Here is a 23,633-nt window from a genome sequence, read left to right as displayed (position 1 = left end):
AACGACGCAAACTACTTGGCCTTCATCTACCTCGCATGCGCTATCCTATGGCTAAGCTGAATGTCCGTTGGTCCTAGGGCCTTAATCTGCAAAAGCTGATCGGCCACGATCTTCTTGAGCTGATCCGATTCCTTTTCCAAATCCTTCAAACGCTAGGCCTCCTTCACGCCCATATTGCCATATTGCTCTTTCCAGCGATAATAGGTCTGTGTGCTCATGCCATGCTCTCGGCAGGCGTCTTCGACTTTCATGCCTTCACTGGCGCGAAGGATACGAACGATCTGTTCTGTGCTGCGACGTCCTTTTTTCATATGATCTTACGGTGTCTATGACCGAAAATCTTCTCACGGGCAATGGGCCAGTTTTAGGGGGCCATGCCTTTAAGACGCGTTTGCCTGCATATTTGGCCGGAATCGACACGCGATAGGATACGCCAAAGTCCTTTCCCTGGTAACGGTTGATGACTTCACGAATGCGAATTCCGCTTCCTGCCGGATATTCCCACCCCTTAAGTGGACTCTGGTCTTTGTTTGCCAACGCTTTCCGACTCTTGCCATGTGCCGCGCGAACGCGAGCCCGTTTTGATAGGAATTTGGTAGGAATTCCGTAAGTCGTTGATGTAGTGGCGTAGAGGGCGGGATTCGAACCCGCCATTTTCGCACTCGGAAACTCGATTAAATCGCCCATTTATTCATTGAAAATGAATAACTTATGGATTTAGTCAAGAAAATAGACTCCTATCAAGTCCGGCAATTTCAGGTAATAATATGCATGCTGTTTGGTAGGAGATGATGAGAGCGGGATTTAATCCCGCCCTACCCTATATTGCAGTAATAGATAGTTTGATGACTGCCTGACAGTTCAGCGACATCACGCCGGATATCCTCAACGGCACGCTGTGCTAATACTGCATCGGCAATCAATTCGCCTGTTGCCTGCATTTCGCCATTAACAATGCCACGGCGCGTAAGCTCTGACAGGCCAATGCGCAAACCATACTCATCTCGGAAAGGCGTATGGATCGCGTTGACATTAATATTGGCGGCTTCCAATCGACGGAAAGCCTCTTCTGCCTGCCCTCTATTGCCGATCGGCACAATAATTTGATGACATTGCGTAAATCCTTGCCCCTCAAAAAGCGGTTTTAATCCGCGATTGCTTAAGCTATGCGCAAGAGTGCGTGCATTCTTAACCACATGATCCGCATATTCACGACCAAATTTCTGCGATTCCTCAAGAGCAATCCCCAAGGCTGCAATATGATGAGGATGCGCATTAGAAACAAACAACGGCATAACCCGCGAAAACACAGCTTTGGCCGGTGCATATTCGTCAGGAGAATGCGCAGACGTTATAATGGCCTTCTGCGGTCCCCAAAATGACTTATGGGTGCTGCCATGGAAAAAGTCTGCGCCTTCTTCTATTGGCGACTGGAATTGACCACCCGCAATAATACCCATCGTGTGCGATCCATCGTAAGAAATAATCACATCATCGCCCACAGCTACGCGCAATTCCCGTAGCGGGTATGGGAAAAGAACCATGCTGGCATCGAGGAAGATAAGCTTGGCCTGATGTTGACGCACAAGATTTGCAGTTTGCTCAACATCCAGCCTTCCATCGCGATAAGGGATATCAAGTCGACTATACCCGCGCTCTACCGCAATTTTCTCCGTCGCAAAATGTCCTCCGCAATCGGCAGGCACGGATAAAAAGCTATCCCCTTCCTGCAGCAAGCTTGTCAGCATAATCATGGCAACCTGATTGCCGGACAATGGGTTTACATCGGCAGCAACTGCATGAAACAGGCCACAAGCCAAATTCTCAGCCTTACGGGTAATCGCCCGAATAGAATCCTGATCTGGATAATCCCAAACCGCGGGATCTTTCTTTTCCGGCATGCCATATCTATGGCCAAAGTCAGATTGCAGAGCATAGCGCACCGCCGCAGAGGTGATATTCTCACTCGCTACCAAATTCAGTTTTCTGTAATAACTCGCGTTAAAATTCTCAACCAACCCAAGGATGCTCATTCATCCTCCACAGGGATAGCCCGATCCCACATGCTGTTGAACTGGTTGCGGAAGAATTGCGTTATGATCGGATGCGTGATGACAAAAATATGCATGTCTTCGCGTTCAAACAGAAGCATCGCTGTTTTGTCGCCATAAATGTAATAAGGGAAATCGGCAAACTCCGCTTCCGGTATCCATCGATATTGCGAGTGACGATGCGCTGAAAAATGCCGGTCGCCCTCTTTGGCTAATGATCTGAAATGGTAATCGATTCTCTTTGAGCGCAATTCCGCCATTGCATTGCGATAGCTTTCATTGATTTCACCAGCGCCCCATTTATCAAACTCACGCTCGTCAATACTGCTGATACAGATGTCACAATCCGGTTTTTGCGCTTCTGCCAGAACATCGGCACGAAAACGGGCAAAACCTTCTTTCCCGTGCCACTCATAGACGTATTCCTTGGGAGCGAATTCAACACCACCGAAGGGTGTAAAACGGATGCCATGCTCACGATAAAAGCTTACCAGCATATCCTTGCTCTTTTCGCTCAAGGATTTTTTGCCGATCTCATAGGGCGACAAAAGTTGAGCTGCAACACCCGTTGCATTCTCAACATCCTGCTGGGTTAATCCCAGCAAAGCCCTCGCGGCTCGCATAGCATCATTGGTAATCTTCATAATTTATGCACACATGTCTATAAAACATGATATAAATACATAAAAGTATTTAGTAAGTAAACTAATTATTGACATTTATTTAGAATAAGTTTAGAAACTTCATAGTTTTATTTAATAAATAAAGCTGTGTGGGAAAAATAAGAGTGAATGAATACATCAATAATCCGCAAAAGACGGGTATTGAGAAAAAGTTAGGGTTCACGATTCGAAATATGCTGGAACGCTGATAAAACAGCGCCGGATAAACGGCGGGTGTGACAAAAGCCAGCAACCCCACAACAAAACAGAATTACCGCACAAGCGGTTACTACAGTTCCTGTAGGTCGTTTCCTGTGTTCTTCGTGAGCGTCGGCCTTCAGGAAGGTGAGTTACCTACACCACACGCGTAGGTAATGATCCCTGCACACACAATAGGGACCGGAGTTATCGAGCAATCGGTAACTTCGGTTCTTATGTGCCTCTCTTCTCAAATATGGCACATCATGTATGATAGCAAAATGAACAACCTGATTACAAATCCAGCGCTATGCCGCATCACTTTGACCGATGAACACAGGGAATTATTGCGCTCTGAAACCGAGCGCACCGGCATTCGTCCGCAACAATTGCTTGAGCAGATGCAAGCAGCGCCAGAAGGCTTAACCGCTGGGATGGTCAGCAGTTGGATCAGCGGCACCGTAACAACGGCACAGCTAGACCATTTGCAAAAAACTTTGGACACGTGGCAATCCCTGCCAGATGCAGGCATGCCGCGCCCTCTTCGGTGTAATCCATCAGCCTTTACCAGACTTACCGAGGATCAGCGCAACGCACTGCAAGAACTCGTTGATATAACTGGCGCGAACATGACGCAGCTCTTCCGTGAGTGTAAAGATATCCCGCCTAACCTAAGCCCTAATATGGTTTATAACTGGCTGAACGGCGAAACCCAGAATGCCATTCCCGAACATTACGATTTCGTATTTGAGGCGCTTTCTAAATTGCCAGAGAAAGAAATTCCATCACCCCGCCAGCGCATCGGTCAGATAACCGTGCTTGAAGATGGTGAGCGGACAAAGAAAGACATTCCCCAGATCGAGCTTACCCGCGAAACACGAGGCACCTTACGCAAACTGCAAAAGCAAAGCGGCCTGAACCCTCGGCAGCTTTTAGAAAGCTTTAATGATGTCCCAGACGGCCTAACCTCAGCGGAAGTCTACAGATGGCTTTCCAAGGGTGAAAGCATTTGGGTCTGCCCTGAACATCTCGACTACGTTATGAACGCATGGTCTGAAGCCGCAAAAACAGCCACCTAACCCGCTGCCACAGCTATTTTCCTAGATAGATAAAATTTGGATAAAATTGAAACAACATTTACATAATCATTAACCATTTTCCCCTATAATCATACTTACGTTGAGCAAAAACGTCCATTAAGAGGCGTATTAAACGACAGTAATAGTGGGGCTATTATGGTTGAGAAACCGGATCAACAAAACATGCAGGGCGACGAACTGAGCGCAAAACGCGCCTCAGTCGTCGATTCTAATGCCGAAGATCATACCGCTGGCGCAAACAAGGGCGCTCAGGTCGCCAGCGACCATGACGCGCTGCAGCAAAATAATTATGCGCTTAACGATCCTTTCGAACATCTTAAAGGATCCACCTTTGAAGAAGCACAGGACACTGTAACAAATGAAAAAGAAGCCGTTGCCGCATCCGGCAAACTGGCAGATGCCGCCATCGATAAAGCAAAGGATTTAGGCACACGCGAACGCATGGGCCACGATACCAGCAGCTCAGGCACCCCTATTCGCGGCGCAAACACCGCCCAAGATGAGAAAAAGCGACAAGAAAAACAGAAAAAGGACGATGATCTTCGCCGTATTGCCCGCCTCGCTAATGAGCAACCGATCGACGTTGTATTGCTAACATCAATTTCCGACTTTAGAAATATGGCGGCCAGTCTGAAACTAGACATCGACGAAGATCAGGGCCGTTGGGAGGAATTGTCAGAATTTTACGAGAATCAGGATTATAAAGACTACCACGAAGTGCTCAAAGAAAAACTGGATGCGGGTAAACCGTTTACCGAAGATGAACGCACCAAAGCACTGGATAAAATTCGCGCAGGCCGCAATAAGCTCGGTAAAGATACTAACATTGACGACAATATGAGCGACGCTGACTTGGTTAAGCTATTGCACCAAACAGGAAACTTGATTCAAGCAGAAGCCGATCATCAGCATGGTCAGATGCAGGCCAAAATCAAAATTAAAGAAGAATTTGAAACCATCGCCGATAAATTACAGGCAATTTATGATGACAATGAAACGTATCCAAGCGACGAAGCCAAAACAGCTGCCTATGAAAAGGTTATGGATGAGGCAAAGAATGATAGAGAACTGAAAAAAGCAATTGATTCTCTGGATGATGAAGGGCTGAGGAAAGAGGTTCGGGGCATTTTAATCGATGGGGGCATGAAAAAGCGGCAATCCGAAGCAACAAATGAGCCAGCCGCTGAAAGCAATGCAGAGGACCCCATACCGGGCCTTAATAATCTTGATTTCTAATTCATTGAAAGCGTAAGCAAAACAGGCGCTTTGGGGTCGCCTAATTGATCTTGGCATTCTTTGGCAAAGCCAGGCAGAGACTGACTAATCTCTGAAGGATGCAACACGCCGCTTTTCTGATCTTTCGAGGATTCGGAGATAAATGGAAGACCACCAGCATATTCATACATACCACCAATATTTTTACCATCGGCGATATCGTATATAACAACAACCTGGCGACCATATTGCTCATACATATCACCTTGCGCCTTAAACGCCGCACCGACATAGCGTCTCAACTGGTCTTTACTGGCAACAACAAGAAGCACTGGCTGATCTTCGGACACATTCCACGTCAGCGATAAGGCATCTGGATGTTCTTCCGTCGGCACAAACTTATGCACGCGGCGCCATTCTGGCAATTGCTGTGCCGCAGCTGGCTTCGCCTCATCTGCGGGCGCAGTATTCGTTGCCGCAGCCGTAAAAGGTAGGGCAGCAAAAAACAGCGCAGCTGCTGTGCGCGGTCCAAATAATCCTTTAGCTTTTGTAAAAGCAGTATTGAGCATATCTTAGCTCTCCTTCATGTCGCACACGCGACAGTTGATGTTTTATAACAATTTTCCGTGATACAGTCAAGTTTTATGCGGGGTTCTAGCCGCCCGATCATTTGCCAATCAGCGCCAGAATAATAATGACGAAGACCACGCCCCCAATCATAGGGCCACAGCCGCTTTCCTTTTCCTTCTCCGGCGCATAGACGCGCCCGACTTCACGATATTTCTTGCCCATTGCTTTAGTCGTTTGGCTTGTTCAGATTAATGTTGATTATGTCCCGTGGTGATATATCCATCATTTTTGAGAAAATAATTTCATGAGTGAGACTTTGCGGGTTCTTGGCGACCGCATCCGGCAGGAGCGGAAGAGCCAGTGGACACAAGAAGAATTCGCGGCAAAATCCGGAATAGATCGAAGTTATTATGGCACCATCGAAAGGGGGCAGCAGAATATATCCTTTCTTACGCTCTGTAAGATTTGCGCCCACCTTGGATGTGATGTTGCCAAATTAACCCATGATCTGCCCGTAGATTAAAATCCGTGACATTCTCTTGATTGAATTATTGAAAATATAATGATTGATATATCCACCATTCTAAAGGCTGTAAAGGCTTTAATTCGGGGTATTTTCATTGATGGCATAGATGGGGTAATCCCGCTCAAGATAAATCAACGTAGAAACCATGCCCCCACCCATGCGCAAAATAGGAATATATTGACATTTTATGATTTTTATTGTTTAATAGGCAATCCTTAACGGGCGCAGTCCCGTTCTACTCAGCGGCCATAGAGCCGCTTTTTTGTTTTCACTTCATCACATTTTGGAACCTCTGCATGCACAATCATCGTTCGGGCGCTACAGCCCTGCATTTAGACCACACCGACTACGAGAAGCACCTAAAGCATTTTGACCTCACCGACCCGCAAAAAAGAGCGCTACTAGACACGCTTTTTGAAATCGTCGTTCACTTTGTCGATATGGATTTAAGCACTTGTGGAAAAGAGCCTCAAAACCGCAGAAAGGCGCCACTTTTGCGCCATGATTCGGTATCATTAGATCATCCCGTTTTAACCAGTGGATTAGCCCAGAATCCAGATTGTGAGGAAAATTGAAACCGCATGCTTTATCTACACCCAATCAACAAATGGCCGTCATTTATGCCCGCGTATCCAGTAAAGCGCAGCTTAAGCGCGGCGACGGGCTAAATTCACAAGAAACGCGCTGTCGTGAATTCGCGCGCATAAAAAATTATCAAGTCTCGAAAGTCTTCACAGATGATGTGACAGGCGGCGTCATCCAGCGCCCTGGCATGCAAGCCATGCTGGAATATCTGCAAGACAACCGGAATATTGAACCCGTTGTTATTATCGATGACATTAACCGCCTTGCCAGAGACGTGCGCGCGCATTGGGATTTGCGCGATACTATTCAATTTGCTGGCGGGCGACTGGAAAGCCCTTCCATCGAATTTGGCGAAGACAGCGATTCCGTATTCCGCGAAACCATTCTAGCCGCATCCGCTCAACACCAGCGCCAGAAGAACGCCGAACAGACAAAAAACCGAATGCGCGCCCGCATAATGAACGGCTATTGGTGTTTTCAAGCGCCAATAGGATATCGCTATGAGCGCAAATCCCACCACGGCAAAATTCTTGTTCGGGACGAACCGATTGCATCAATCCTGCAAGAAGCCCTCGAAGGCTTTGCAGTTGGACGTTTTCAGACACAAGTGGAGGTAAAACGCTTTCTTGAATCCCGCCCCGAATATCCCAAGGACAAATCGAATGGCACCATCCACCCGCAGCGGATACCAGAGCTATTAACACGCAAGCTTTACGCAGGGATGGTAGAAGCACCGATTTGGAACATCACCATACGCAAAGGACAGCACGAAGGATTAATTTCCCTAGAAACATTCAACCGGATTCAAAGCCGCTTACACAGCACACCTAAAACACCGGCGCGCAAAGATGTCAGTGCCGATTTTCCATTGCGCGGTGCAGTTTGCTGCGGTGATTGCGGCAAACCGCTTACTTCGTGCTGGTCATCGGGCAAGAAACGAAAATACCCGTATTATTCGTGTTTCAACAAAGAGTGCGTCAGCAACCGCAAATCCATTCCACGCCGCGAGATAGAGGAAGACTTTGTTAAATTGCTTACAAACATGGTTCCAACAAGAACATTATTCGCGTGTGTGCGGGATATGTTCGTCAATGTCTGGAATCAACGAAACACCCAAGCGGATTCAATACGAACATCCGTTAAGCGTCAGATCAGCGATATAAATACGCAGATCAACGGCTATTTAGATCGGATTGTAGAGACGAGCAGCACAAGTGTCATCGCCGCCTATGAGCAGCGTATCACCACGCTGGAGGTTGAAAAATTTGTTCTTGAGGAAAAGCTTAATACCAGTGCGCCAACCCGCAAAGATTTTGAAGTGAAGTTCGAACACGCCATGCGTTACCTGTCAAACCCGCTTAAACTGTGGCATTCAGAGAATTTAAATGACAAGAGAACCGTTCTGAAACTGACATTTTCCGATCACCTGATTTACTCTCGCGGCGAAGGGTTTCGAACACCGGAATATTCTATGCCGTTCAAGCTGTTAGCGGGAATTTCGGAGGGAAAAACTTCAATGGCGCGCATTGACGGAAATTCTTCGAGTGAATTATTCAATGCCTTGGCTGATTGGGAAATCCAGCTAAAGCATCTCGAAGAAGATATATAGGCCAGCGCCTCGCTGTTAAGCCCCGAACCTGCGGGGCTTTTTTGTATTCGCCTCATCCCACGAAAGGAAACCGCGATGCAAAGCCGCATCATGGTCTGGTCAACTGGACCTCTGCCTAGAAACCCCCTACTGCGCCGAAAAGCGGCGTAGCGAGATGCGTTAATTGTTACGATGTAAACATCTTCACAATTAACCGATCTCGCAAAGGGGGGGGGGCTACGCGCCCCCGTTTGATCCCCCCCCTTTTTTCGCGCTTATGCGCGACACGGCACCGCCGTGTTTTTGTTTCACTTTTTTCAAAACTGAAAGGCCCAATTCTATGAACCAACCCACCGCCAAAACCACACGTAAAAAATCCCGCAGCGTTATCTTTCGCCTGACAGACGAAGAATACAGCCGCCTTGAAATCGAAGCCGGCAAGATCGGCCTGACCGTGAATGAACTCGCCCGATCATTTGCCCGCACACCCAAAGGTCGCATCACGGTCAATGTAACGCAGCAAATGAACCCCGCCTACATCGCCCAGCTAAAACGCATCGGCAATAATCTGAACCAGATGACCAAGAACGCCAATATCTTTGGCCGTCCGTCCGAGAACCTTGAAAATATCTGCCATGAAATCCGTAGCATTATTATTTGCGCTGCCGAGGAGACTTGCCAATGATCCCACGCATCGCCAAAGCCGGACGATCTTTTAAAGGCGCGTTTGCCTATTACCTGCACGATAAGAACACACAGACACAAGACCGTGTTGCATGGACACAAACCCGCAATGTGCTTACAGACGATCCGGCAAAGGCATGGCGAGTGATGGCCTACACCGCCATGCACAGCGAAGCCCTGAAAAAATCCAGTGGTCAAAGTATGCGCGGCAGCAAACTGCAAAAGCCTGTATTCTCTTACAGCCTGAGCTGGCACCCAGACCAGAAACCAAGCCGCGCGCATATGGAAGACACCGCTCTTCAATCTCTGGATCATCTCGGATTATCCGCTTATGAAACTGTCATGGTCTGTCACAATGACGAGGCACACCCGCATGTGCATGTCATCGTCAACAAAGTTCATCCAGAAACCGGCATGGTGGCCGATACGCGTAATTCCAAACGCAAAATTCAGCGCTTTGCCAGTGACTATGAACGCCAGACTAAAATCTATTGCCAGCAGCGCGAAGACAATCGCGCCAAGCAGGAGCGCGGTCTGCAAACCCGCTACCGCGATCCGGTCATTAAAAACGCATGGGCGCAGTCCGATTGCGGCAAGGCGTTTGTGTCCGCCCTATCCTCCAAGGGCTACATACTGGCGCAAGGCCGTAAGCGGCTGGTTATCGTTGATCCGCACGGCAAAGCGATCAATCCGATGCCCCATCTCGAAGACGTAAGAACACGTCAGTTCAAAGATCGATTGCGTGATCTGGATTTATCGCGTTTGCCACAAGCCGAAGATGTGCAGCGTGCGATTAATCAGCGGAATGAGCATAATTACAAACAACGCCAACACTGGAAACGCGTTACGGCCAAGGCTCTAAATGATCTCCAGCGCAAACACCACGCCGAACAATACGCCCTGAAGGACAAGCACCAGCAGCATATCGAGCATGAACGCAACCACCTGAACGTGTATTACCAGCTCGACGCCCAGCAACATGCCATCCGCCAACTTGAGACAAGATTAGCCAAACCAAGCTTTATGCGCCGCTTGCTTGGCATCGAAAAACGGAAACGCAAAGAACTGGATGGCATGAAGCAATCACTGGCCAATGCGCAGTGGCGTTTTGATGAACGTGTTGCAGGGCTTGAAACACAGCGGGACCATGCCATTAAACAACTGACCAAACGCCAAACCCGCGAGCGGCGCCAACTGGAACACCACCTTGAACAGCGCGGACCAAGCAAGATCAGAAGCAACCTGCAGCAAATACGCGAATTGACGCATTCCCATGATCTTACCCTACAACAGAGACGAAGCCGTGGGATGTCGCTATAAATACATTGTAATTATTATTCATAATTGTTATAAGCGCGGATGCTGGACGGTAATGCGCTACTTGGGTATTTGCAAAGGGGTGTTGATTCACTGTTGAACCAAGATGGTTTCGACGGCGGTCAAAGGCTTCGTCGCACCCAAAAACAGGCTTTAGAAGCCTACAAAAAATATCTCAACAACTCCAAATTTCCCACAGATCAAAAGCTCAAAGGCTTTTTTGAAATCGCAACCGGCATCGGTAAAACGGCAATTTTTGTTGGGATTATTGGAGCAGCATATCGCATCGCCGAAAAAGACGGTATTCAATTAAAAACCGCTATTGTCGTCCCTACAAATCAGCTACTGCATGATACGCCAAAGGATATTGAAACTTTTGCACCTCACCTCAAGGGCAAGATCGGTCTGTATGGCGATGGTCGTAAAAATTTAAAAATGCCCATCACGATTATGACGTATGATGCGTGGTATGATTTGTCTGTTAATGGAAAAATTGGGTCACACAATACCGATATTCTGATTTCGGACGAAGCGCACCGCGGAACATCGGAGCGACGTATCGAAAACATCAAGGGCGTTTTCAACGGACAAACAGCACAAATTGCCTTCACAGCGACAGCACATTTTGACGAAGAAAAGTCAGTGCAAGCCTCACACGAACGAGAAATTTTCTACAAAGGCATTCGTGATGGAGTCAAAGAGGGTGAATTAGCCTCTTATATTTCAAGCCAGCGCACTGTTGTTCGCGTTGAACCTACAGACTTTATGCTCTCCGATCAGTTTGAATGCGCTACCAAAGAAGAGCAAATTGCATATAGCAAAAAGCTCAGACAAAAAACGTGGAACAAGCATGTTGTTAAACTGTTTAGAGAAGGCCGAGATAACCGCACGCAGGACTTGCTCTCAGACAATCAGGCAGGCTTCTTTGTGGAGGGTATTCATCAGGCCAATCAGCTTGAAAAAATGCTCAATGCCGATGCTGAATTACAAAAGCGTGCGATAGAACAAGGACGCAAGGGCGTAGCCGTAGCCATCCATTCAAAACTATCCAGCAGCAAGGAAGTCAGAAGACGATTTGCGGCCTATAAAGCCGGTGAATATATGGCCGTGGTTGGAGATGAAAAATTCAAAGAAGGCTTTGACCACCAGCCGATGAAAACAATCTTCGATACGATGCATGCTTCTGTGGTCGACAAAGCCCAGATCCTAGGACGTGGCGCACGGAAATGGTGGAATGAAGCCAAGCAACGTTTTGAGGGTTTAACCGTCATTGACACCGCGATCTACATCGGTGACGAGGATAAAGAGGAGGATGAAAAACTCAGGAGAGCTGCTTTAAGGCGTGCGGTATCGGTCAAACAGATACTTGAAGATTCCTTTGTTGCGGGGCCTGCGGCTCCTCCACAGATTAAGCGATCAAGAGGAGGCCGTTCGAGTGAGAGTATATTCGACGATGATCTAAACATCGAATATTACGCAGAAGTTGAAGATGTATATTTACTGGAAGAAGAGGTATTCAAACTTAGAAGAGAACATTTAGAAGAAATTCTCCCAGAAATAAAAGCTAAGATTAATGCAGAAGAAAAGCGCACTGGATTAGGAGGATGTGCTTTGTTTGCCAAAATGAAATCACCACCAGAAGGTTTAGACAGCCATAAAACTTACGTAATTGTAGCTGGTAAAAACAAAACAGCAGAGGCATCGCATATTACCTCAATTCTAGAAACGTATGCAGATCAGCCTGATGCGAAGATAAAATCAATTACAGAATTAGAACGTAAACAAATACGCGAACAGGTGGAGCGAACCGGATTAAAAGGAATGTCCCTTTTTGAGCTTATAAAAGTAAAGCCAAGCGATCTAACAAAACGTAATGCAATTAAAATTATATCGGGTCAAAAAAAATCAGCAAAGCCTTCGCATATTACGGTAATTTTAGAAACTTATGCAGCCCAGCCTGATGCGAAGATGAGATTAATTACAGAATTAGAACGTAAGCAAATGCGCGAACAGGTGGAGCGAACCGGACTGGGAGGGTATAGTCTATTTGATAAAATGGATAATCCGCCAGAGGGCTTAGATAAAACTAAGGCTAACAGTATAATATCTGGAGCTACCAAAACAGCTGAACCATCTCATATTGAGGCAATACTTAACGCTTTTTCTGTTCAATCTGATGTAAAAAAGAGGCCAATCTTAGAATTGGAGCGCCGGAAAATACGCGCACATGCAGAACGCACGGGCATGGAAGCATATGCTGCATTGTCAGTAACGGAAACTAAATTGCCAGAAGGATTAAGCTTTAATAAGGTCAGCGGCATTGTCTCAGGAAGAGTTAAATCAGCCAAGCCAGAACACATCAAAGTAATATTGGACATATACGCCAACTTACCTGACAAAGCTCTTTAGATCGGTTTGTTAATAAGGTGTTACTTCATCGGTTGAGGCTTGTCAGCGCGGGAAACCTCAAGATCGAACTCAATCGTAGGGCAACTTCCGCGCAATGCGAGCAGTTTACGATACGCCTCACTAACGGTGTTCTTCTCTTTATCTGCCTGATCCATTAATACATTCCTTACCCATCCAATCTGCCACATTGCAGTCAGTTTTTTCAACCTGCATTCGGAGCAAAGCCGCCCCTGTTTTGCCGTAGGCCGGAACTCGCAAAAGCCCTTGCGGAGGAATTTTTCCACAGCGCCGCCAGCCGTATGGGGGCGCGGCGCTGTGGAAAATCCGCAAGACACAATACCCTAAGCCCTGACGGGCTTAGGAAAAGGCTCATCAGGAGAACCGTTTGCCACTGGTAGCAGAACCATATTCCAAGTGTATTCCAACGGTTTTACAACCGTTCTCCTCCTCAAATTCCAACCATTGCAGAACCAGAGGAGAACTCTAATCCAAGCAACCCAGACATATATTACTAAACCAGTTCAATGCGCAGCTTGTGGCCCAGAACCTCGGCAGCCTTGGCAAGAGTATCCAACTGAACCCGATCATTTTCGGGGTCCAGTATCCGGTCCACCTGCGATCTGCTGGTTTGCATTTTTTTCGCCATTTGCCTGCGGCTTAGGCGCTTCTCTTTCATAACCTCTGCCAATTGCCAAGACAGAACACGCTTGAGCGACACGCTTTGTGTTTCAGCATGCACGCCCTCATCCTTCAGGAAATCATCAAACGACGATCCTATATGTTTCCTTGCTTTGCTCATGTTTACACCTGTCATAGTGGTATCTTTTGAGGGGCCACCTGTCAACTTACTCTTCTTCGATTTTTCAGTCGGGTTAACGATACACCTATATTTTTGAAGTGGGTCATTGATATACCTATAGTCAGGTCCGTCATAATCGATTGCAGATTTTTCCGATGTTTGACGCGGGTTTGGCGCATACAATAGATATGGAGACAATCGAACCACATATTCGCCCCAATATCAGCCGCCTTGAAAAATGGCGCGACGACATAGCTGCCATGCGCCGCCAGCTATGGCCTTATACGCGGATTGCGCAATGGTTGCTGGACCAGCACGGATTACAGATCAGCGATGTCGCCATTCGTAAATTCTGCAATCGGCGCGGCATCCCCAAAGGCAACGCCAGCAATCAGCCTACGCCCCGCACACCCGCAAAAAGAAGCCTTGAACCGCTGCGCCCGCGCAAGCCTGTTAAACGCATCTTTGACTTCGATGAAAACAAACCTCTCGAAATTCATAGATAACCTATTTTCTTTCGGATATTTGACCGCCGAGATACGCATTATATAGATGATGAGCAAAGCAACGACCTTTGACGAACAAGCACGCCTTTTGCGTGAAAACCCGCCGGTATTAATGAATGAACGCGAGGTGTCCGTTTTTCTGGGCCTGTCCGAGCGGTCCGTCAGAAACTACACCGCAAACGGCTTAATTCCTGTGATCCGCGTCGGTCGCCGCAAAATATTCCGCCGTGATGCGGTGTTGGCGGCGCTAAGGAAGCTTGAACGGTAAGTTACTGGTTCCCAGAAATAAAATGAAGACTACATTCTGTCATGTCCGATATAGTAGAAAGACTAGCGCTCAAGAGCCGCTTAATATCATCGGGTAATGCATTTGGACTTAATCCAGGTTGGACTATCCAAAACTCAAAATCCGCCACCTTATATTCGCATCCCTCAAGTAAGCGATCGATCACACCCTCATCACCATGAAAAAAACGTTGTTGCGGTAGAAGACCCTTAGCCTTTCGACTTTTTAAGTGCTTTAAAAGTGTTTTGGGTTCCCACTTCCATTTGACTGATTTGATAGCCTGCCCACATACCTCATAAAGATCGCCAACACGATGCCCCGACGTAGAAGCCTTAGAAAATTTACAGTGTAGCAACTGTATCTTCATAGAATCTTCTTCTTCGAAGACAGCCACAATATCGGCCGATTCACCAGCCCCATCATCGTTAAAGACTAATACCGCACCTTCATCTCGTTTTGCCTCCATTACACGCTGTTGTATAGAGCGAGGTCTAAAGGTAGTCGTTCCTTCCTCGACTTTATAAGCGGATTCTTGCTTTATATCGCAACCACTCCAATCCCAACTCAGAATAAAACCTTCAGGGAGTTCGGATGCCACATTCTGAAACTTTGTATGTTGGCAACCAGAAACAAGACTTCCATCTGATAAATATAGCGTGGGCGGATAATCCTTTAAAAATTCTTCAATGGGCTGATCCTCTCGAACCCATCCGGAAACAAAAAAAGATTCATCCCCAAGAACCCGAACAGAATGACCATCCTCGCTATCCAGAGTAATCTCAATGAAGATTTCAAGCTCTTCTCCAAGCTTAATGGCAAACTCAAGTTTTTCGTTAGACCATTGCCAATCGGAAAATTCACAAAGGTAAAATGGAAAATTTTGCCCCTTAGAATCCAGTATGCTTAAACGATGGTATTTCGAAAAAGTCTCTTCATTCCAATCTAATGCCAAAATCGCAGATGAAATTGGAAAGTGTTCAAGCTCTGTGACTTCAGCCGAATCTTGGAAAATTTGATCTGGGTCAATTGTTTCATCGATCAATAGGCTACCCGTCATTTGACACCAATCTATCCACTCTTTAGGCGAACCTATTCGCGCCGGATGCCAAACCTTACCTTTTTTCGAAGCGCCAACTCCCACTGGTTGACCTTCACGGTATCCAACACCCACAAAATCAGACTTTCGCACTCGTCCACCTTGCTGTATGCCTTGAAGCTGCGTTGTCACGTCGGCACCGCTATACTTAGAATATCGATGATTACGATTTGCAGGCTTGAGCAAACCAGCATGGATAATCTTCAATCTTTTGATATTCTGAAATGATCGAAATACAGGTGCATCCTCAATAAGCGCATATTTCCCCGTAGATATAGCTTTAACGAGGTTTTTATGTTTAAACTTTCTATCCGAGCATCCCACATACAAAAGCCCCTGTGCCTCCGAGTAATGCAACATCACTAATGTCCACAACTGATCGCGGATCGCCTCCGACTTTGTCCACTTAACGGGCTCACGTGCTTGAGTAGCAAAATAAAACAATCCACGATCCTTATTCTCATATGGCTGTGAAAACCGATATTTTTTGGAGAATCCTTCAGGAAACCGCCCCCAGTCCACTCCTGAGCAACGATACACCACACAACTAAGGGCTGGATTTACCAGTCTTGGACTAATCTGTTGGTCTGGGTTATCAAATGATTTAAAAGGCAAACATTTACTTAGAAACTCAATGAACTCTATGGCTTCCTCTTGCTTGCTTTGTGCAACCTCAGCAATAACCTTATCCCAACCCGAACCTTCAGCGTAAAGTTTCTCCAGCTCTTGGGGGATGTCTTCTTCGGCAAAATTAACAACCATGTGTGCCCGACCAAGGTCTTCCCTGTCACGAGTGAAACGACCTATAAATTGCATAGCTACAGCTAGAGATTTATGAAGGTCGTGCACAGCCGCGATCTTGAAATTAGGATAATCGAACCCCTCCTTGAGCATATCTACGCATACAACAATTGCATACTTCCCATTCTTAATTTCATTTATTTTTTGTTTTTTCCCCTTTGTTCCTGATGTGATTTTTATAATCCTCTCCGAAGGAAATTCTTTTCGATATAATTCATATAACGCATCTGCGCGCTCCTTAGATCCAGACCGAACCATCATACAGTGGTGCAGGAAATTTTCTTCACGATCCTTAACCAGCCGCTCATATGCCGCATGAGCTATAGAAAGATCTTTCTTAGACGGATTACGCTCATCAACTGTAATAAGTGAAATCTCACTAAAACACTTATCCTTTTGCGCCAGATTCAGCGGATATTGATAAACAACATTTCCTTCTATCGGCTGCCTGTCGAGACGGTAGGGAGTTGCAGTAAACTGAATAAGCTTCGAATTAGAAAAAGTATCCTTGAGGAATTTCCAGCTTTTCGCCTTTAAATGGTGAGCCTCATCAAAATAAACATGACTTACTTTTTGAGAAATACGCTTCAAAAAGCTTGGATTATTTACCAGCAACATCGGAGTGCTCACAACAACATTGCACTTTAATAAATGATCTAATTGTTCTTCGGAATTCAATGAACTGCTGAGTGTGGCCACACGAGGATGCAATGCATCTCCATGCAACACTCCTATATTCTTCAAAACCCCTAAATGAATAAATTTCTCAGATATTTGCTGTCGTAAATCTTGGCTGGGAACAATGACTACGACCAACTGCGGCTGATCCATAATCGAAACTGCAAGCATTGTCTCAGTTTTTCCAGTTCCAGTAGGAAGAACTACAGTAGCAGGCTCATGCGACTTTGACCAATGCGCCAAAACTGAATGCACCGCCCCAACTTGCGCATTCCGCAGCCCCTTGACCTCCTCGGTTTCCTTACGCAAGCTCATAGCCCCAGCCCAAGATTTGATGACTACATCTTTTGGTATCAGGCTTCTTTCAAGCGAATTGATTTTTAAGGAAGTAACATCAATAACATCTGCAAAACGATCCTTAGTAAATGCACATATCAGGCTGGTATCTATCTTCTTTCTTACTCCTTGGTGAAGGTAAATCCTGAGACTATTGGGACAATCCAACGTAATAATGGCATCATCGCTTCGATTGCCAACATCTTCAACCGCCTTGACTCCATACTCTCCAGCCCTGATGAGCAATTGCTCCACCTGTCCACATCCAATTGTTTTTTTGACGACAAGCTCAGGGAGCTTAATTCTTGAAGAATCAGAGAAAAGATTTTGCTGCATTACATTCCAATCTGAAGTTGCGCATTATTTCAAATAACTACCAGAGGTGATTATTAGCCTAATAGTCCTATAAATCCATTTAAAGAGTCAAACGAGTTACGGGCAAATCCTAAAATACGCGTCACCATCCTTTTTACGCGCCAAGGAGCGGTAGCTATCGAACAACACCTGATCGTTGGCGCGGTGGCCGAGGGCGGCAGAAGTCAGGGCTGAATTTTGATGCAGAGCATAATGATACGTCCCGAAGCTGTGGCGCATGGCGTTTGATTTGTCTTTCCGCCAATTCTCAAAGCCAGCCAACTTGACCAACTCCGCCATTTTCAATTCCGCGTGATGGATAGCGATTTTGCCCTCTTTAACGGGGCAGGCATTTAGCCACGCCAACGCATTGGGTGTTAGCTCAATAACCCGCAGCCGCCGTTTCTTGGCGATGGTGGCATCAATGGTGACAAGCCCCTCTTCCAGATCGATGTTGCTCCATGACAATTGATAAAGCTCGTTGGTGCGAATGCCCGCAAACAAGCCAAGGACGACCAAAGGCAGCAATGCACCCTCACGGAAATCCTGCGCTGTCTTGAGAAGGCGCTTTGTTTCCTCAATCGTCAGAATAGGCGGCACAACCCAGTCTATTTTCGGCGGCGTGATGCCTTCAACCGGATTATCTCCTTTGGCCCGATATCCCTTGCTGATGGTGAAATTGAAAAAGGTCTTCAACGTCACGATGTAGTTTTTCAGGGAGCGGGCAGAAAAACCGTCAACACTCTCGGCAGACAGGCCTTTGAGTTCATCCAGCCAGTGCTGTATCTGGTAAGACTTAACCGTATGGACGGGCTTATCTCCGAAACTTTCCACGAAAGGCCGCAAGCGGTTCCGTAAATCCCGAATGGAGCGCGGACGCAAATTTTCCGCTGCTTTCTCTGCCAGCAGTTTTTCAACGGCAGCTTCAACCGTGATCGCCTTATCCGCAGGCTTGTAATGGTCTTTGGTGAAATTCGCGGCCTCTAATAGAGACAGCCCCGTTTCCCGCAAGACGACCAGCGCCTTAATCGCTTCGTCGTATTCGGTGGCGGTGAGTTCAAAATGCGCCTGACCGTTGGCGACAAAGCCGTCATATTGCTCTTTGGCCCATGCTTCGGCGGCTTCCGTGTCCGCAAACTGCTTTAAGACACGCTTGCCCGCATATTTGGCGGGGATAGACACGCGATAGGACACGCCAAAGTCTTTTCCGTCAGAACGGTTGATGACTTCGCGGATGCGAATTGCGCTTCCTGCCGGATATTCCCACCCCTTAAGTGGACTCTGGTCTTTGTTTGCCAACGCTTTCCGACTCTTGCCGTGTGCCGCGCGAACGCGAGCCCGTTTTGATAGGAATTTGGTAAGAATTCCGTAAGTCGTTGATGGTGTGGCGGAGAGGGCGGGATTCGAACCCGCGGAAGGATTTCTCCTTCGCATCTTTAGCAAAGATGTGCTTTCGGCCACTCAGCCACCTCTCCATACCAAAGAATGTTGAAAAACATAGCTCGCTGCATTGCCTGTCAATGCTTTTCAGACGAAGAATCTTTCGGCAAGGGAGGGGGCTGCGAGCGCTTGGCGATTTGACTGATTTTCCAACTCAGCCGCCATTGGCCGAGGAAGATTGCCACCCCGCCCAGAGCCGTGCCCCAGCTCATGACCAGCTGCGAGCGCGCAACAGCGTCATCCCATAGGAAATCCGGCAGTGGGCCTTGGACTTTTTCCAAGATGCCGCGCGCCATGTCCCAGTGTTCTGGTTTTACCAGGAAATGCCCCGCATAATAAAAGGATAGGCCAATAATGACGCCCAGCGCGAACTGGGTGTAGGCGATGCGGCGCCAGGCGCGTGGTGGGTTTTGTGAGGTGAGTTGGAGGCTTTTCAGGTCGAGTGCGCCAATGATGATGAGGGCGATGTTGATCAACAGGCTGAGCCAATCGAGCATCACCAGAGAATAGACTACCCCTGGCGCGGCAAAGGCGATCAGCACCCAGGCGCATATGCGTATCCAACGAGCCATGCCGTCATGCTGTGGATGGGGCCAGCTCCGGCAAGGCAATCTTGGGTGTGCGCTAAGGAAAAATGAGCCAGCCCGGAAATAGTTTTGCGCTCGGCGTCGCGATACTTTTATATGCCGCGCCATGTATGAATTAACCGGAAAAGTGAAGCTCGTGATGGATGAGCAAACCTTTGGCAGCGGCTTTAACAAGCGCGAGTTTGTCGTGACGACTGCGGAGGAAAAATACCCACAAGACATCAAGTTTGAGACCGTGAAGGATAAGACTGCGCTGCTCGACGGCTTGAAGGAAGGCGACGAAGTTACCGTCAGCTTCGACGTCCGCGGGCGTGAATGGAAGGGCAACTACTACGTCAATCTGAACGCCTGGAAGATCGTTGCCGGCGCAGCGCCAGCCGGTGGGGATTCTGAGCCGCCGTTGGATTACTACGACAGCAATGCTGAAGCCGAGGAGGAAGACGTCCCGTTTTAAGGGGTGTTGGCGGCCTGAAAATAAAGGTTGCCAAGCTGGCCGAAACCGCCCATTTTGACCGGCTTTTCAACTTTAGACCCACACAACCATGGCACGAGAAACCGTAATTTTGGAATGCACTGAAGCGCGTAAGGAAGGCAAGCCTGTCTCCCGCTACATGACCACGCGCAACAAGAAGCTGCAAGCTGACCGCGTCGAGAAGAAGAAGTACAACCGCTTCCTCAAGCGCCACACGGTGCACCGCGAGATCAAGAACTAAGCGCGGATCAACGCTTTACCAACAAGCCAGTCTCCCAGGAGGCTGGCTTATTTTTTGCGCCGAATGCTGGGCGGGCGCGTATTGGTGCGCTTCCGGGCCTTGGGCTTGGCGTTGTTGGTGCGCTCGACGGGGAACTGGATCGGCTCTTCCGAGGCATCGCGACGGGCGGAGCGCCACATGTCACGGTGGTTGCGAATCCAGTCCAGCAGGGCGCGCTCGAAGCCGATGTCGTAGCCGAGCTTCTCGGATTCGATCCACTTATGGCGCAAAATTTCCTCCCGCTCAGCCAGGAATTCCTGATACAGGCTGGAGCGTTGCACCAAATCCTCCCCATTGGGGGCGAATTTACGTTCGGGAGCTTTCATGTTGTGAGACGTTGTGGAATAGGAGGTCCACGCCGTGCCGCAAACAGGCGTTGGTTTCAGTTAGGTTAATCGGATTAAAAAGCCATCACTGAACCTTGTAAAGCCCGTTAGTGGAGATTTCCGCCTATTTTATTCACACATTAGTCACAGAAAAATCGCGATTTAGGCGCTCCGCGATAGATATAAATACTTGGCTTGCAGGCAGTTGAGGGTCGCTAACGACCACGGGGATACCTTGGTCGGCACCCTCCCGGAGTAAAGGCTCTAGGGGCACTTCGCCTAGGAAATCCGTCTCTAGCGCCTCTGCGGTGCGCTTACCGCCCCCTTGGCCAAAGATATATTGCCTGGAGCCATTTGGTCCTTCCAGGTAGCTCATATTCTCGGCCACGCCGATGATCGGCACATTGACTTTGCCAAACATCATGGCGCCGCGACGAGCGACATTGACGGCGGCGGCCTGGGGGGTGGTCACCACGATGGCGCCGCGCAGGGGGAGGGTTTGCACCAGAGAGAGCTGGGCGTCGCCAGTGCCAGGGGGGAGGTCCACCACGAGGAAATCCAGTTCGCCCCATTCGACGTTGGCGGCAAACTGTTGGATGGTTTTCATGATCATCGGGCCGCGCCAGACGACGGGCGTTTCCTCGTCGATCAGAAGCCCCATCGACATCACGCGGACGTTAAAATTCTCCACAGGCATGAGCATTTCGCCCTGAATTTCCGGTTGGCCGCTGATGCCCATCATGAGGGGAGCGGAGGGGCCGTAAATGTCGCAATCCATCAGGCCGACGCGGCGCTTGCGGCCTTCGGCGGTCAGCACGCGATCCAGTGCGCAGGCCAGGTTGACCGCGAATGTGCTCTTGCCGACGCCGCCTTTGCCGCTGGCCACGGCGATGATGTGCTTCACGCCGGGGAGGACTTGCTGGGCGGGGCCGGTTACCTGGCGTCCGGATGCGCCGGGGGCGGGGGGGGGAGTATTGGGCTTGGAGACGGCCACTGTCACATCAATGGTCTGGACGCCGTCCAGCGCAGCGAGCGTGTTTTCCACATCGGCTTTCACTTGGGTGGGCACACGTGGGTCAGCGGTGGTCAGAGCGAGGTGCACCTTGGCGGCGCCATCGGCGAATTCGATGTGCTTGATCAACCCGAACGACACGATGTCCCGGCTAAACCCGGGGTATTTTACGGCCTTCAGGGCTTGTTCGATTTGGGTGGAGTCCATGTGGTTTTTCTTAAAATTCCGGTGCGTAAATGAGGAAATATGGTGGAAGGAGATTAAAGTGAGCAAATTAAAAATTAAAGTGGGGGCTGTAGATGGAGCGAAGGGAGCCGCTCTGAGTCGTTTACTGCTCTGGTTTAACAACCTGGTCGCTTGCTCGCATATCCATTTCGGCTTACCTCCACTTTAATTTTTAATTTGCTCACTTTAATCTCTCATGGGCCCCGCTATGCGGCGCCCATGAGGCATATTTTTTTAAAATCCGGTTGAACCGAAACGGCGTGATGATTGTCTCTTGTGACATGCGCTTGTTTCGACTCATTGGCCCGCTGCTTGGGCTGCTTTTCGCCGTTCAATTTAACGCTTGTGGACAAACCAACGAGTTTGTCATTGAAAAAACCACCAGCAAAACCATCACCCCCGTCGCGGTGGACAGCAGTGACGCCGCCACCGAGGCGCTGGGCAAACTGGCCTTCAGCAGCCACGGCGCTTTCGACCTCGTGCGCGCCGCCGATGCGCGCTCCGTCGTCAAGCTGACGCCGATGGGCGGCAACCAGTGCAACGTCAAGGTCATATCTGGTGATCCCGCGCGCGTCATCTACCAGGGGACATCCACGGGCACGAGCAGCAACGACGCCACGCTCCGCGCCTGCGACGCCGCCGTGAAAGCGCTCACCGGCGCGCCGGGCTTTTTCGCTGGCACCATCGCCTTTATTTCGGACCGCACCGGCGCCCGCGAAGTATGGCTGGGAGACGTGTTTTTCCGCACTGCGCGCCCCATCACGAGCGACCGCTCCAACGCGCAGCGCCCCTACCTCACGCCGGATGGCCGCACGATTTTCTACCGCAGCTACTACCGCTCAGGGTTTTCTGACGTCTACAAGCAGGACGTGGCGTCGGGCCGCCGTGTCCCCTTCGCCAGCTACAAGGGCACGAACGCGGGCGGCGCAGTCAGCCCCAATGGACAAGAGGTCGCGCTGATCCTTTCCTCGCCGGGTAATTCCGAGCTGTTCATCCAGGATGTCAACCAGTCCCGCAAGCCCTGGCGGCTCACCCGCAACCGCACCGTCGAGTCCGACCCGACGTGGTCGCCCAGCGGTCGCCGTTTGATCGTGGCCTCCGGCTCCGGTTCGCCGCAGCTTTACGAAATCCCCAGCCAAGGGGGCGTCATGCAGCGCATCCCGACGAACCTCAGTGGCTACTGCGCCGAGCCGACCTGGAATCCGCTCGACGAATCCAAGGTAGCCTTCACCGCGAGCCTGGGGGGGGGCTTTGAGCTGGCCCTCTATGAGTTTGGCAAAGGCGCCGCCAAGCCGCTGACCAGCGTTCCCGGCAATGCGATGGAACCTGTCTGGCTCAACGACGGGCGCCACCTCATCTTTACAGAAGAATCCCGTGGCGGCAGCACGAAGCTCGTCATCCTCGACAGTGAAACGGGCAAGACCACCACGGTCACCCCATCGAACTTCGGCAACGCCTCGCAAGCCGCCTTCGCCTACTAAAGCAACCTCCGGTTGTATCGGCAGTTTCGCACAGTGTGCGAAGGGTGGG

25 protein-coding genes and 1 tRNA gene are annotated in these 23,633 nt (G+C 49.0%); 13 read left to right on the top strand and 13 right to left on the bottom strand.

Annotated elements, in window-relative coordinates; genetic code table 11:
* Window positions 1-152 precede the first annotated feature (152 nt).
* The 3 genes from RBB63_RS10695 to RBB63_RS10685 form a co-directional block, all read right to left on the bottom strand.
* Window positions 153-311, bottom strand: coding sequence for a transposase (locus RBB63_RS10695; RefSeq protein ID WP_309384000.1), 159 nt, complete (start codon window positions 309-311; stop codon window positions 153-155).
* A gap of 504 nt (window positions 312-815) precedes the next feature.
* A complete protein-coding gene (locus RBB63_RS10690; RefSeq protein WP_309383999.1) occupies window positions 816-2,033 on the bottom strand; it encodes a PLP-dependent aminotransferase family protein in 1,218 nt (405 codons plus the stop codon).
* Complete coding sequence (locus tag RBB63_RS10685) at window positions 2,030-2,695, bottom strand: helix-turn-helix transcriptional regulator (protein WP_309383997.1); 666 nt, start codon at window positions 2,693-2,695, stop codon at window positions 2,030-2,032. Before RBB63_RS10685 ends, RBB63_RS10690 begins: the two co-directional genes overlap by 4 nt.
* Window positions 2,696-3,177: 482 nt before the next feature.
* On the opposite strand from RBB63_RS10685, the gene RBB63_RS10680 reads away from it, so the two are divergent.
* Together RBB63_RS10680 and RBB63_RS10675 are read left to right on the top strand one after the other, a co-directional pair.
* The gene (locus RBB63_RS10680) at window positions 3,178-3,990 is read left to right on the top strand and encodes a hypothetical protein (RefSeq protein ID WP_309383995.1); all 813 of its coding nucleotides are present in this window, start codon (window positions 3,178-3,180) and stop codon (window positions 3,988-3,990) included.
* Between the two features lie 156 nt (window positions 3,991-4,146).
* On the top strand, window positions 4,147-5,247 hold the full coding sequence (locus tag RBB63_RS10675; protein WP_309383993.1) for a hypothetical protein: 1,101 nt from the start codon (window positions 4,147-4,149) through the stop codon (window positions 5,245-5,247).
* Here RBB63_RS10675 and RBB63_RS10670 read toward each other — a convergent pair.
* Window positions 5,244-5,795, bottom strand: coding sequence for a hypothetical protein (locus RBB63_RS10670; RefSeq protein ID WP_309383991.1), 552 nt, complete (start codon window positions 5,793-5,795; stop codon window positions 5,244-5,246). The genes RBB63_RS10675 and RBB63_RS10670 overlap by 4 nt on opposite strands.
* Window positions 5,796-5,892: 97 nt before the next feature.
* Window positions 5,893-6,018, bottom strand: a complete 126-nt coding sequence (locus RBB63_RS10665; RefSeq protein WP_309383989.1) for a hypothetical protein — start codon at window positions 6,016-6,018, stop codon at window positions 5,893-5,895.
* Window positions 6,019-6,100: 82 nt separating this feature from the next.
* Here RBB63_RS10665 and RBB63_RS10660 point away from each other — a divergent pair, with 82 nt between their 5' ends.
* From RBB63_RS10660 to RBB63_RS10635, 6 genes are all read left to right on the top strand, one after another.
* A complete protein-coding gene (locus tag RBB63_RS10660) occupies window positions 6,101-6,319 on the top strand; it encodes a helix-turn-helix domain-containing protein (RefSeq protein WP_309383987.1) in 219 nt (72 codons plus the stop codon).
* A gap of 299 nt (window positions 6,320-6,618) precedes the next feature.
* Entirely contained in the window at window positions 6,619-6,897 is a 279-nt protein-coding gene (locus RBB63_RS10655) for a hypothetical protein (protein WP_309383985.1), read from the top strand.
* A 32-nt stretch (window positions 6,898-6,929) separates the two neighbouring features.
* Entirely contained in the window at window positions 6,930-8,516 is a 1,587-nt protein-coding gene (locus RBB63_RS10650) for a recombinase family protein (RefSeq protein ID WP_309383983.1), read from the top strand.
* Window positions 8,517-8,772: 256 nt separating this feature from the next.
* Window positions 8,773-9,180, top strand: coding sequence for a MobC family plasmid mobilization relaxosome protein (locus RBB63_RS10645; RefSeq protein ID WP_309383981.1), 408 nt, complete (start codon window positions 8,773-8,775; stop codon window positions 9,178-9,180).
* On the top strand, window positions 9,177-10,499 hold the full coding sequence (locus RBB63_RS10640) for a relaxase/mobilization nuclease domain-containing protein (RefSeq protein WP_309383979.1): 1,323 nt from the start codon (window positions 9,177-9,179) through the stop codon (window positions 10,497-10,499). Before RBB63_RS10645 ends, RBB63_RS10640 begins: the two co-directional genes overlap by 4 nt.
* A 39-nt stretch (window positions 10,500-10,538) precedes the next feature.
* On the top strand, window positions 10,539-12,905 hold the full coding sequence (locus RBB63_RS10635; protein WP_309383978.1) for a DEAD/DEAH box helicase: 2,367 nt from the start codon (window positions 10,539-10,541) through the stop codon (window positions 12,903-12,905).
* Window positions 12,906-12,925: 20 nt separating this feature from the next.
* Here the strand turns inward: RBB63_RS10635 and RBB63_RS10630 are convergent, their stop codons facing one another.
* A complete protein-coding gene (locus RBB63_RS10630; protein ID WP_309383976.1) occupies window positions 12,926-13,189 on the bottom strand; it encodes a hypothetical protein in 264 nt (87 codons plus the stop codon).
* Between the two features lie 227 nt (window positions 13,190-13,416).
* The gene (locus tag RBB63_RS10625; RefSeq protein WP_309383974.1) at window positions 13,417-13,719 is read right to left on the bottom strand and encodes a helix-turn-helix domain-containing protein; all 303 of its coding nucleotides are present in this window, start codon (window positions 13,717-13,719) and stop codon (window positions 13,417-13,419) included.
* A 173-nt stretch (window positions 13,720-13,892) separates the two neighbouring features.
* Here RBB63_RS10625 and RBB63_RS10620 point away from each other — a divergent pair, with 173 nt between their 5' ends.
* Window positions 13,893-14,210 carry a hypothetical protein gene (locus tag RBB63_RS10620; RefSeq protein WP_309383972.1) on the top strand — a complete coding sequence of 106 codons (318 nt, stop codon included), beginning with the start codon at window positions 13,893-13,895 and terminating at the stop codon, window positions 14,208-14,210.
* Window positions 14,211-14,256: 46 nt separating this feature from the next.
* The gene (locus RBB63_RS10615) at window positions 14,257-14,478 is read left to right on the top strand and encodes a helix-turn-helix domain-containing protein (RefSeq protein WP_309383970.1); all 222 of its coding nucleotides are present in this window, start codon (window positions 14,257-14,259) and stop codon (window positions 14,476-14,478) included.
* A gap of 1 nt (window position 14,479) precedes the next feature.
* Here the strand turns inward: RBB63_RS10615 and RBB63_RS10610 are convergent, their stop codons facing one another.
* From RBB63_RS10610 to RBB63_RS10595, 4 genes are all read right to left on the bottom strand, one after another.
* Window positions 14,480-17,743, bottom strand: a complete 3,264-nt coding sequence (locus tag RBB63_RS10610) for a DEAD/DEAH box helicase (protein WP_309383968.1) — start codon at window positions 17,741-17,743, stop codon at window positions 14,480-14,482.
* A 96-nt stretch (window positions 17,744-17,839) separates the two neighbouring features.
* The gene (locus RBB63_RS10605; RefSeq protein WP_309383966.1) at window positions 17,840-19,060 is read right to left on the bottom strand and encodes a site-specific integrase; all 1,221 of its coding nucleotides are present in this window, start codon (window positions 19,058-19,060) and stop codon (window positions 17,840-17,842) included.
* Window positions 19,061-19,146: 86 nt separating this feature from the next.
* A tRNA-Ser gene (locus RBB63_RS10600) sits at window positions 19,147-19,236 on the bottom strand.
* Window positions 19,237-19,278: 42 nt separating this feature from the next.
* Complete coding sequence (locus RBB63_RS10595) at window positions 19,279-19,773, bottom strand: hypothetical protein (protein WP_309383964.1); 495 nt, start codon at window positions 19,771-19,773, stop codon at window positions 19,279-19,281.
* Between the two features lie 121 nt (window positions 19,774-19,894).
* Between RBB63_RS10595 and RBB63_RS10590 the strand changes: the two genes are divergently transcribed.
* Window positions 19,895-20,242 (top strand): DUF3127 domain-containing protein, encoded by a 348-nt coding sequence (locus tag RBB63_RS10590; protein ID WP_309383962.1) that lies wholly within the window; start codon window positions 19,895-19,897, stop codon window positions 20,240-20,242.
* 88 nt (window positions 20,243-20,330) lie between these two features.
* Window positions 20,331-20,501 carry a 50S ribosomal protein L33 gene (gene rpmG / locus RBB63_RS10585; protein ID WP_309383960.1) on the top strand — a complete coding sequence of 57 codons (171 nt, stop codon included), beginning with the start codon at window positions 20,331-20,333 and terminating at the stop codon, window positions 20,499-20,501.
* 47 nt (window positions 20,502-20,548) lie between these two features.
* Here rpmG and RBB63_RS10580 read toward each other — a convergent pair whose 3' ends face one another.
* Together RBB63_RS10580 and RBB63_RS10575 are read right to left on the bottom strand one after the other, a co-directional pair.
* Complete coding sequence (locus tag RBB63_RS10580) at window positions 20,549-20,866, bottom strand: hypothetical protein (protein ID WP_309383958.1); 318 nt, start codon at window positions 20,864-20,866, stop codon at window positions 20,549-20,551.
* Between the two features lie 133 nt (window positions 20,867-20,999).
* Complete coding sequence (locus tag RBB63_RS10575) at window positions 21,000-22,085, bottom strand: Mrp/NBP35 family ATP-binding protein (RefSeq protein ID WP_309383956.1); 1,086 nt, start codon at window positions 22,083-22,085, stop codon at window positions 21,000-21,002.
* Window positions 22,086-22,384: 299 nt separating this feature from the next.
* On the opposite strand from RBB63_RS10575, the gene RBB63_RS10570 reads away from it, so the two are divergent.
* A complete protein-coding gene (locus RBB63_RS10570) occupies window positions 22,385-23,584 on the top strand; it encodes a TolB family protein (RefSeq protein ID WP_309383954.1) in 1,200 nt (399 codons plus the stop codon).
* The last annotated feature ends 49 nt before the right edge of the window (window positions 23,585-23,633 follow it).

It is taken from the genome of Cerasicoccus frondis (assembly GCA_031296915.1).
Lineage (GTDB): Bacteria > Verrucomicrobiota > Verrucomicrobiia > Opitutales > Cerasicoccaceae > Cerasicoccus > Cerasicoccus frondis.
This window is presented reverse-complemented; position numbering and strand designations above follow the sequence as displayed.

Coding starts and splice junctions, on each gene's coding strand:
- RBB63_RS10695 (WP_309384000.1), bottom strand. CDS start 311: ATGAAAAAAGGACGTCGCAGCACAGAACAGATCGTTCGTATCCTTCGC.
- RBB63_RS10690 (WP_309383999.1), bottom strand. CDS start 2,033: ATGAGCATCCTTGGGTTGGTTGAGAATTTTAACGCGAGTTATTACAGA.
- RBB63_RS10685 (WP_309383997.1), bottom strand. CDS start 2,695: ATGAAGATTACCAATGATGCTATGCGAGCCGCGAGGGCTTTGCTGGGA.
- RBB63_RS10680 (WP_309383995.1), top strand. CDS start 3,178: ATGTATGATAGCAAAATGAACAACCTGATTACAAATCCAGCGCTATGC.
- RBB63_RS10675 (WP_309383993.1), top strand. CDS start 4,147: ATGGTTGAGAAACCGGATCAACAAAACATGCAGGGCGACGAACTGAGC.
- RBB63_RS10670 (WP_309383991.1), bottom strand. CDS start 5,795: ATGCTCAATACTGCTTTTACAAAAGCTAAAGGATTATTTGGACCGCGC.
- RBB63_RS10665 (WP_309383989.1), bottom strand. CDS start 6,018: ATGGGCAAGAAATATCGTGAAGTCGGGCGCGTCTATGCGCCGGAGAAG.
- RBB63_RS10660 (WP_309383987.1), top strand. CDS start 6,101: ATGAGTGAGACTTTGCGGGTTCTTGGCGACCGCATCCGGCAGGAGCGG.
- RBB63_RS10655 (WP_309383985.1), top strand. CDS start 6,619: ATGCACAATCATCGTTCGGGCGCTACAGCCCTGCATTTAGACCACACC.
- RBB63_RS10650 (WP_309383983.1), top strand. CDS start 6,930: ATGGCCGTCATTTATGCCCGCGTATCCAGTAAAGCGCAGCTTAAGCGC.
- RBB63_RS10645 (WP_309383981.1), top strand. CDS start 8,773: ATGCGCGACACGGCACCGCCGTGTTTTTGTTTCACTTTTTTCAAAACT.
- RBB63_RS10640 (WP_309383979.1), top strand. CDS start 9,177: ATGATCCCACGCATCGCCAAAGCCGGACGATCTTTTAAAGGCGCGTTT.
- RBB63_RS10635 (WP_309383978.1), top strand. CDS start 10,539: ATGCTGGACGGTAATGCGCTACTTGGGTATTTGCAAAGGGGTGTTGAT.
- RBB63_RS10625 (WP_309383974.1), bottom strand. CDS start 13,719: ATGACAGGTGTAAACATGAGCAAAGCAAGGAAACATATAGGATCGTCG.
- RBB63_RS10620 (WP_309383972.1), top strand. CDS start 13,893: ATGGAGACAATCGAACCACATATTCGCCCCAATATCAGCCGCCTTGAA.
- RBB63_RS10615 (WP_309383970.1), top strand. CDS start 14,257: ATGATGAGCAAAGCAACGACCTTTGACGAACAAGCACGCCTTTTGCGT.
- RBB63_RS10610 (WP_309383968.1), bottom strand. CDS start 17,743: ATGCAGCAAAATCTTTTCTCTGATTCTTCAAGAATTAAGCTCCCTGAG.
- RBB63_RS10595 (WP_309383964.1), bottom strand. CDS start 19,773: ATGGCTCGTTGGATACGCATATGCGCCTGGGTGCTGATCGCCTTTGCC.
- RBB63_RS10590 (WP_309383962.1), top strand. CDS start 19,895: ATGTATGAATTAACCGGAAAAGTGAAGCTCGTGATGGATGAGCAAACC.
- rpmG (WP_309383960.1), top strand. CDS start 20,331: ATGGCACGAGAAACCGTAATTTTGGAATGCACTGAAGCGCGTAAGGAA.
- RBB63_RS10580 (WP_309383958.1), bottom strand. CDS start 20,866: ATGAAAGCTCCCGAACGTAAATTCGCCCCCAATGGGGAGGATTTGGTG.
- RBB63_RS10575 (WP_309383956.1), bottom strand. CDS start 22,085: ATGGACTCCACCCAAATCGAACAAGCCCTGAAGGCCGTAAAATACCCC.
- RBB63_RS10570 (WP_309383954.1), top strand. CDS start 22,385: ATGCGCTTGTTTCGACTCATTGGCCCGCTGCTTGGGCTGCTTTTCGCC.